This window comes from Pseudogracilibacillus sp. SO10305 (genome assembly GCF_037072005.1).
GTDB classification, from domain to species: domain Bacteria; phylum Bacillota; class Bacilli; order Bacillales; family Amphibacillaceae; genus Pseudogracilibacillus; species Pseudogracilibacillus intestinigallinarum.
The window spans coordinates 34283-43422 of the sequence record NZ_JAXHDE010000019.1 but is presented as its reverse complement, the minus strand read 5'-3'; the positions used below and the strand labels follow the sequence as shown (position 1 = coordinate 43422).

The 9140-nt window shown below is 35.5% G+C and carries 10 protein-coding genes; 9 read left to right on the top strand and 1 reads right to left on the bottom strand.

Translation table 11 applies throughout. The features are described 5' to 3' along the window. Positions 1 to 122: 122 nt before the first annotated feature. The 3 genes from SPD45_RS13080 (at position 123) to SPD45_RS13070 (ending at position 2122) form a co-directional block, all read left to right on the top strand. Complete coding sequence (locus SPD45_RS13080; RefSeq protein ID WP_336268225.1) at positions 123 to 929, top strand: DUF368 domain-containing protein; 807 nt, start codon at positions 123 to 125, stop codon at positions 927 to 929. Positions 930 to 1061: 132 nt separating this feature from the next. After that, positions 1062 to 1400 carry a YppG family protein gene (locus tag SPD45_RS13075; protein ID WP_336268224.1) on the top strand — a complete coding sequence of 113 codons (339 nt, stop codon included), beginning with the start codon at positions 1062 to 1064 and terminating at the stop codon, positions 1398 to 1400. 29 nt (positions 1401 to 1429) lie between these two features. Further along, positions 1430 to 2122: an alpha/beta hydrolase gene (locus tag SPD45_RS13070; protein WP_336268223.1), complete on the top strand. Its 693-nt coding sequence runs from the start codon at positions 1430 to 1432 to the stop codon at positions 2120 to 2122. A gap of 32 nt (positions 2123 to 2154) precedes the next feature. Here SPD45_RS13070 and SPD45_RS13065 read toward each other — a convergent pair whose 3' ends face one another. Beyond that, the gene (locus SPD45_RS13065; RefSeq protein WP_336268222.1) at positions 2155 to 3078 is read right to left on the bottom strand and encodes a DMT family transporter; all 924 of its coding nucleotides are present in this window, start codon (positions 3076 to 3078) and stop codon (positions 2155 to 2157) included. Between the two features lie 365 nt (positions 3079 to 3443). Here SPD45_RS13065 and SPD45_RS13060 point away from each other — a divergent pair, with 365 nt between their 5' ends. The 6 genes from SPD45_RS13060 to SPD45_RS13035 all read left to right on the top strand — a co-directional run bounded on the left by SPD45_RS13060 (position 3444) and on the right by SPD45_RS13035 (position 9140). After that, complete coding sequence (locus SPD45_RS13060; protein ID WP_336268221.1) at positions 3444 to 4937, top strand: DEAD/DEAH box helicase; 1494 nt, start codon at positions 3444 to 3446, stop codon at positions 4935 to 4937. A gap of 268 nt (positions 4938 to 5205) precedes the next feature. After that, a complete protein-coding gene (locus SPD45_RS13055) occupies positions 5206 to 5655 on the top strand; it encodes a GNAT family N-acetyltransferase (RefSeq protein ID WP_336268220.1) in 450 nt (149 codons plus the stop codon). Positions 5656 to 5719: 64 nt separating this feature from the next. Then, complete coding sequence (locus tag SPD45_RS13050; protein ID WP_336268219.1) at positions 5720 to 5950, top strand: hypothetical protein; 231 nt, start codon at positions 5720 to 5722, stop codon at positions 5948 to 5950. Positions 5951 to 6159: 209 nt separating this feature from the next. Continuing rightward, on the top strand, positions 6160 to 6639 hold the full coding sequence (locus SPD45_RS13045) for a PH domain-containing protein (RefSeq protein WP_336268218.1): 480 nt from the start codon (positions 6160 to 6162) through the stop codon (positions 6637 to 6639). After that, entirely contained in the window at positions 6629 to 8191 is a 1563-nt protein-coding gene (locus tag SPD45_RS13040; RefSeq protein WP_336268217.1) for a PH domain-containing protein, read from the top strand. The genes SPD45_RS13045 and SPD45_RS13040 overlap by 11 nt, the downstream gene beginning before the upstream one ends. Beyond that, positions 8181 to 9140 carry an MBL fold metallo-hydrolase gene (locus SPD45_RS13035; protein WP_336268216.1) on the top strand — a complete coding sequence of 320 codons (960 nt, stop codon included), beginning with the start codon at positions 8181 to 8183 and terminating at the stop codon, positions 9138 to 9140. The genes SPD45_RS13040 and SPD45_RS13035 overlap by 11 nt, the downstream gene beginning before the upstream one ends.

The following is a 9140-nucleotide window of genomic DNA, read 5'->3' as shown; positions in this document are numbered from 1 at the left end:
TGCCGAAAAGAGATGCAATAAACAAAAACTAGATGCAACACATGCGAAAATAGATGCAATAACCAAAAATTAGATGCAACATGTGCGAAAACAGATGCAATGAAAAAGGAGAATGCAATATTATGGAATGGAAAAATTTATATAGAGGATTTGCAATGGGAGTTAGTGATGTTGTTCCAGGCGTTAGTGGAGGAACTATTGCAGTTTTGTTAGGATTTTATGATCAACTAATTGCTGCGATCAATAATGTTTTTTCGAGAAAGTGGAAAGAAAGTATACTTTTTTTAATTCCTATTGTGCTTGGAATGGGGACGGCAATTTATTCGTTAAGCCATTTAATGAAATGGTTATTAGCGAATCATAGTCAGCCAACATACTACTTCTTTGTTGGATTAATTATTGGTGTACTACCATTTTTGTTTCGTGAGTCAGATGCGAAAAATACCTTCCAATGGTATCATTATGCATTAATGTTGCTCGGTATTATTCTTATTTTAGCTTTACCAGTAAATCCAACAGAAAGTCCTATCATTACAGATCGATCAATGAGTACATATATTTTATTATTCTTTTCTGGAATGATTGCGAGTGCGGCGATGATTTTACCCGGTATTAGTGGTTCATTTATTATGCTAGTTATCGGAGTCTACTCGACGATTATGCATGCAGTGAGTGAATTAGAAATTCCAGTCATCATTGTAGTTGGTTCAGGGATTGCAATTGGAATTATTACGATGAGTAAAATTATTCACTACTTTTTAAAATATTATCGTCATGCGACATTTGCTCTCATTATAGGATTAGTAATTGGGTCGATTTTTGTTATATTCCCAGGATTTGCTTCGACGATTTCAAGCTTTATTTTATGTTTAATCGTATTTGTATTAGGTTTATTCACAGCTTATTTATTAGGGAAAGTAGAATATTAAACAAGTTACAATTTTGTAGCTTGTTTTTTTTATCCTTTTCACGCTAAAATAAAGATAGAATCCTCCTTCACGTTTATATATCGTAAACATATATTGTATCAACGTTTATTACGTTTGAAAGAGGTGTTTACGATGGAATATGAATCATATTGGACGCCACATTCCCTTTATTATCACCACCCATGTCCATTTGCAATGCATGCCCCATATTGTGCTACTTGTCATATGGAACGACAAGAGGTGAGGAGTGGACGTGAAATACCGTTACAAGAAAATACGATTCCAGTTTCAACAGATGAAATGAATCAACAAATGGAAAGCAAAATGATTCAGCAATTTATGAATGAGGATGGGCAAGTCGATATTCAAAAAATGTTACAAACAGTTGGACAATTTGCAGACACTGTTCAACAAGTTTCTCCAGTGATAAAACAATTAAATGATTTAGTTCGCAGTTTTCGTACTACTTAAAATTCATACAAAAAGCTAGGTGATCAACGATGATAGGTTGTTTAATCATTCACGGATATACTGGTGGACCATACGAAGTAGAACCGCTAAGAGAATATTTAGTAGAACAAACAGATTGGAACATTGTCGTACCTACATTAACTGGTCATGGCGAACAATTAGATTTGAAAGATGTCTCTTATGAAGTATGGCTGGAAGATGCGACAAGGGCACTAGAAGAGTTAAAACAAGCGTGTAATAAAGTATATGTTATTGGTTTTTCAATGGGAGGAATGATTGCAGCTTATTTAGCGGCAACAATTGAAGTAGATAAACTAGTTTTACTTGCAACAGCTAGAAAGTATTTGTCATTCAGACATTTAAGTCAATATGTGGCAGAAGTAATTGGAGATAGTTTTAAAGGCAAATTAGAAGAAAATGAAATATATCGTCACTATAAAAGTAAATTTGGCACTGTACCATTAAGTGCAAACATTGAATTCATGAAATTAGTAAATAAAACGAAAGATTATTTGGAAGAAATTACGACACCGGTGTTTATTGCACAAGGAAAGCAGGATGGAATGGTTCCATATCAAGTTGCATACGCACTAGAAGAAGAGATTGGATCTGAAGACAAGGAAATCGTCTTCTTTGAAGAATCGAGCCATCTAATTTGTCTTGGTCATGATAAAGATGTGCTAAATCAAATGGTGTTAGGCTTTTTAAAAAAAGACACATAAAAAAACAGGCTGAAACTATTTCAAGCCTGTTTTTACTTTTTTAATGGGGGACCACCCCGATGGGAAATCGTTACATTTTTTTTCGTCGTTGTACTCATAATAAAAAGGAATAACCCAAAAATAACGACCGTTCCTCCGAGCCATTGACTTGATGTTATTTTTTCGCCTAAAATGAAATAAGCTAAAATCGATGCCCCGATTGGTTCGAATACAATTCCCATGGAAATGGTTGAAGTACTTAACCATTTTAAAGCCCAATTAAATAACGAATGTCCTAAGAAAGTTGGAATGATGGCTAAAGCTATAAACCAACCCCAAATGTCCATAGAGTACGGGAAAAACGCATCCCCTTTGATCAGATTGTATAAAAGTAAAGTGATGGAGCTAATTCCATACACTAAGAACGTATACATCATTAGTGATAATCTTCTACGTAATTGTTGCCCTAATAAAAAGTATCCTGTAACAGTGACTGCCCCTAGTAATGCCAGGATATCTCCAAATAACGCTAAACCACTTACTTGAAAATCTCCCCATCCAATAATAAAACTTCCAATTAACGTAATCAGCATACTTATAACTGCGGCTGGGGCAAACCGTTCTCCAAAGAAAAAATATGTTCCGATGAAAGCGAAGACCGGTTGTAATGTAACTAATACGACGGAACTTGCAACAGATGTATAATTTAATGATTCAAACCAAAGAATAAAATGTAACGCTAAAAAGACACCTGAAAATGTCGCAAGTATCCAATCTTTCTTTTGAATTAATTTCCATTCATCGTTATATTTTAATAAAATGATGGGTAACATTAATATGACAGAAAAAAACAAGCGATAAAAAGCGATGATCCCTGCAGGTGCTCCACTAGCTAATTTCACAAAAATAGCTGACGTAGAAACTGCAATGACCCCTATGATGACTGCTATATATGGATTAAATGGCGGAAATCGCAATGTTCTATACTCCTTTAATATTTCGACTAATTGAGTGTAAGTATAATATATTTTATGGAATTTTGCAGTTAATTTATACAACTATTTTAGAGAAAAGGAAATAAACGGAATAAATAATTGTAACAATCCCCCATTATTGTTCGTTATATGGTATAATTGAAAAGTTGCATTGATACATGAAATGGAATTGGGCATAAATCCATGTGGAGGAAGCCTTTGAATACTTTTAAAGAAATGACATTCAAATAAAAAATAATGAGATGTTTAATAGTTCAAACGGGAATTGCACTGTTGAACATAATTATCATGAGAAAAGGTTTCCTTAAATGTAAACAATTTTACAGAAAAAGGAAGGGTAATAAGTAATGACTAAATTTAGTGAATTACAAGTTTCTGATGTCGTATTAAACGCATTAGAATCAATGGGCTTTGAAGAAGCAACACCAATTCAAGCCGCAACAATCCCACACGCACTACAAGGAAAAGACGTGATTGGGCAAGCACAAACAGGAACAGGAAAGACAGCAGCATTCGGAATTCCGATGATCGAAAATTTCGAAACAGGGAAAAAAGGTGTACAAGGATTAGTTGTTGCACCAACTCGTGAGTTAGCAATTCAAGTTGCAGCCGAGTTAAACCGTTTAGGAAAGAGTAAAGGAATTCGTTCATTAGCAGTATATGGTGGACAACAAATGGACCGTCAAATTAGAGCATTAAAAGATCGTCCACAAATCGTTGTTGCAACACCAGGGCGTTTATTAGACCACTTAAATCGCCGTACAATTAAATTACACGATATTAAAGTAGCGGTGTTAGATGAAGCAGATGAAATGTTAAACATGGGCTTCATCGATGATATTAAAGATATTTTAAAAGCAATTCCCGAAGAACGCCAAACATTATTGTTCTCAGCGACGATGCCGAAAGAGATTCGCGAAATCGCAACGACATTGATGAATGATCCGACAGAAATTAAAGTGAAAGCGAAAGAAATGACGGTTGAAAATATCGAACAAACATTCATGGAAGTACCTGAGCGTTTTAAATTCGACACATTGACAAACCATTTAGATATTTATTCGCCGAAACTTGCCATTGTATTTACACGTACAAAAAAACGTGTAGACGAGATTACGGACGGTTTACAAGTACGTGGATTCCGTGCAGAAGGAATTCATGGGGATTTAACACAAGGAAAAAGAATGTCCGTGTTAAATAAATTTAAAAACGAACGAATTGAAATCTTAGTGGCGACAGATGTTGCGGCACGTGGACTTGATATTTCAGGTGTGACACATGTTTACAACTTCGACATTCCACAAGATCCAGAAAGCTATGTACACCGTATTGGGCGTACAGGTCGTGCAGGACGTACGGGTGAGGCAATTTCATTTGTTACACCACGTGAAATGCCACATTTACGTTTAATCGAAGAAGTAACGAAAAGTAAGATGAAACGTATGGTTCCACCGACAAATCAAGAAGCGGCACGTGGAAAACAACAAGCTACAGCAGAAAAATTATTAAAACTAATTGAAAATGAAGATTTACAATCATTCCATCAAACAGCGACGGAATTATTGGATGATCATGATTCAATTTCTGTTGTATCTGCTGCATTAAAAATGTTAACGAAGGAACGTAAAGATGTTCCAGTAACTATTTCATCTGTTCAACCGATTAGCGTGAAAAATACTCGCTCTAAAGGTCCAAAAGGCCGTAAAGGTGGCGGCAAACGTTTTTACGGTAACCGTTCAAAAGGTGGCCGTGGAGATAGTCGTCGTGGCGGCGAGCGACGCGGTGGCGAACGCCGTGGTGGAAAAGGAAACTTCCAAAAACGCCGTAATCGTCAAAAATAAATAATGCTTTACAAACCCTGTCCCATTTTTATGGGGGAGGGTTTTTTTAATGGGTAAAAGAAAAAATAGTAGTGATGTTCTGTAACGATTTGTTATAATATATAATAGAATAAATCGGATAGATGATTACACGCTTTTATAAGACAAAGTTTCAAAGTGTTATTTTTCAATTACTTACGATTTTACATACATACATTCATTCTAGGGAATGATAATTATTTTCCGATGTTGATTTTGTTTGATCAATGAATGAAATGGAGTGGTAAGGATGAAATTTCGTGAAGCGACGAAGGATGATGTCTATGAGATTGTTCGTTTACTTGCTGATGATGCATTAGGCTCACATCGTGAACGTTTTGAAGATCCAATTCCTGCAGAATATTATGAAGCATTTCATGCAATAGAGAAACAGAATGGGAATCAAATTATTGTTGCTGTGGAAGATGGGAAAATTATCGGTTGTTTGCAATTAACCATTATTCCTGGCTTAGCAAGGCTAGGGATGAAACGTGCACAAATTGAAGGAGTACGTGTTGATAGAACGTACCGCGGGAAAAAGATCGGGGAACAATTGTTTAAAGAAGCTATATCGATTGCCAAAACTGAGAAATGTGGTATGGTACAACTTACGACAGACAAACAACGTGAAGATGCACATCGATTTTATGAAAAATTAGGATTTATTTCTACTCATGAAGGAATGAAGTGCATGTTGTAAAAGTTTTTACTGGGTACACGTAAAAATTTTTAAAAAGATACATGATGAAAGAGGCGGTTTAAAAGTGACTTTTTTATTTTGGGTAATGACAAGTTTTACCGTAGTAGGATTTATTGTACTTATGTCGATGAAAAAGAGTATGGAAAAAAGAATTGCCTTAGCGATCGAGCACGAACAAAATTTAGAACTGAAACAAAGGGTAACGAAACCAGTAATTTGGTGGTTAGTGGGAGCTACAATGTGGGGGATCATTAGTATGATGTTCGTCGTCTGGACCTTTACTGTCTCATCATAAAAATTCGATTGATATTAGATAAAATAGACATACTAAAATAAAATGAATTCCAACGATAAAACGGTTATGTTGAATCATACCGTTTTTTATTTTGTTTTTAAAACAGACATGTACCTCGGATGTAACATATTATAGTTAGTAATCTTTTTATAAAATGATGATGTGCCATTTATTTGTATGATAAACTAAAGGAACTGGAGGGAACTATCGTGAGAGAACAACCATTACATGAAATTGCGCAGGACGCTGTCAAAGTTTGGAGAATTCATGCGGCAATATATGTCATTATTTTTTGGATGTTTATTATTGCATGGGGCATCATAACATTTATATTTTCATTTCCTTACCTATATACCGTTATTACTGTTGTTTTGGGGATAATGGCGATTTACGTATTCATCATACTCATTCCAACATTGCGTTATAAAAGATGGCGTTATGAAATTTTTGAGCAAGAAATTTATATTCAGCACGGGATTTTAATTGTCAAACGAACATTGATCCCGATGATACGAGTACAACATGTTGATACAGAACAAGGTCCAATTTTAAAGAAGTATGACTTAGCGACGGTATCTATCTCAACTGCTGCAACGACGCATTATATACCAGCATTGAATGGTGCGGATGCAGAAGATTTACGTGATAAAATTTCCACATTAGCGAGGGTAGATGATTATGACGTATAAGCATGATGGAACAGAGACAACTGCACAAATGCATGATGAACAACATAATGGTCATTCATTTACAAAACGACGTCGCTTACACCCAGCAGCCATTATTTTTCGGTTTACACTTGCACTGAAAGAGACGGTGTTTGGTTTAGGGATCGGTTTTATCGTTACGATGAAAGAATCTTTTATTGCATTTTTACTTTTCGGTGGGGCTTTCATTTTATTTTTGATCGGATATAGTATGTTATCATGGTGGAGATTTACGTATTATGTGTATGAAGATGAACTGAGGATAGAGCAAGGTGTTTTCATCCGTAAGAAACGATTTATTTCATTTTACCGTATCCATAAAATTGATATGACCGCGAACTTGATACACCGACTTTTCAAATTGACAAATATGCAAATAGATACGGCTAGTAGTAGTGGAGGAGCAGAAGTTGCATTAAGTGCAGTAAAAGTAACGGATGCAACCGCCTTACGAAATGTAATTCAAAAAGGAAAATCTTCAACAGATTCAAGAGAAGAATCTTCGACAGAAAATAAAGAGGAAGCGACAACACTATCGACGAAAAAAGTGACGTGGAAAAATTTATTTATCGCAGGCTCTACTTCCGGGAGTATCGGATTTATGATACTTGCCGTGTTAGCTTTCGGTCCGCAACTAGAACAAGTAATTCCTACATCAGCGTTAAACAAAACATTTCAATTTGTTGTGACATTAAGTATCATCTTTCTTGTCGTAGCTATTTGTCTTTTTTTAGTTGGATTATGGGTATTAGGTATTGCCGGAACGATGATTAAATACGGCAACTTTACAATTGAAAAAAGAGAGAAAGAATTATTTATTAAACGTGGATTAATCGAAACGAAAGAACTGACGATTCCGTTTGATCGAATTCAGGCGATCGGTTTGGAACAAAGTTTGATTCGGCAACCGCTCGGTTTTGTAAAAATATATGCAGTTGTTGCGGGAGGTTCTTTTGACCGAACAGAAGCATTTCCAGTATTATTTCCTTTAATCCATAAAAAAGAAGTGACGCAATTTTTGCAAACATTTATGGAAGACCATGTTATTGAATTGCAGAAAGATGCGATACGTTTACCAAATCGAAGTCGGAAATATTTTATTGTTAAACTATTTATTTTTCCAATGATCATTTTCAGTGGTTTACTATATTTCTTCCCATCGTTCGCGTGGATTCCGGCCTTACTTGCTGTTTTATTAGGTTGGTATGGAAATATGGGTTATAAAGATGTTCGTGTACAAACAGAAGGAAAAAGCCTTACATTTCAAATTCGCCGTTTATTTGATAGAGTAACTGTAATGACGTATAAACGACGTATACAATCACTTAAACTAACCGCACATCCATGGCAAAAGAAAGATGGATTGATGAGTGCCCATTTATCTTTAATTGGTTCTAGTGGTTTAGGGACACATTATACGGTTTCACATATGGAAATAGAGGATGCTATGGAGTTAGCGGAATGGTTTTCTTATCAACAGTCAGTAGTAAGTGAGGAAAGACAGATAGAGGGAGATATGCTTTGTGAAGAATGAAGTAATATTCGAGAAATTAGGGATACAAAAAATTACGATTCCATTGCCATTTCGATTAGACCATGTCCATTGTTTTTTAGTAAAAGGTGCTACGGGATATACGCTAATTGATACTGGTTTACATGACGAACAAGCGAAGAAAATATGGCAAGAAAAATTGCTTGGAAAGGATGTAGAGAAAATTATATTAACACATCTGCATCCCGACCATACTGGTTATGCTGGTGTTTTACAAAAACAAACAAATGCACCAGTCTATATGTCAGAAATCGATGCAAAAGCAATGCAAACTATATGGCAAGAAGAAGCAATTCCGTTATTGCAACGAGATTATCATACTTTCGCCGTACCAGAGCAAATGGCGGAAAAAATTATTCAATTGATACGAAAGACGACAAATATTGTGGAGCCAACTCCGACTGTTCAACAGTTTTTACGAGATGGAGAAACGATTAACATAGGGGATTATACGTATGATATCATTGCAACACCTGGACATGCAGAGGGGCTCGTCTGTTTATATGAACCGGAAACAAAAGTATTATTATCGACCGATCATGTTTTGCCGAAAATTACTCCGAATATTGCGTATTGGTTTTATGGGGAGAAAAATCCCTTGTTATCGTATAAGACTTCCTTAGAAAAAATTAAAAAACTTGATATTTCATATGTAATTCCATCACATGGAGAACCATTTGAAGATGTATATACGCGAATAGATGAGATTTGGGCACATCACGAAGAACGGATCGAGAAAACGTATGATGCAATGAAAAATGGGATAACGGTTTTTGATATGTGTGATATTCTATTTCCGTATGAGTTATCTGTGTATGATTATCAATTTGCGATTGGTGAGGCTGTTGCACATATGGAATATGTTCGTCATGAAGGTAGATGTGAGCGGACAATAGAAAGTGGAGTATACATTTATCAGTCACTTACATAA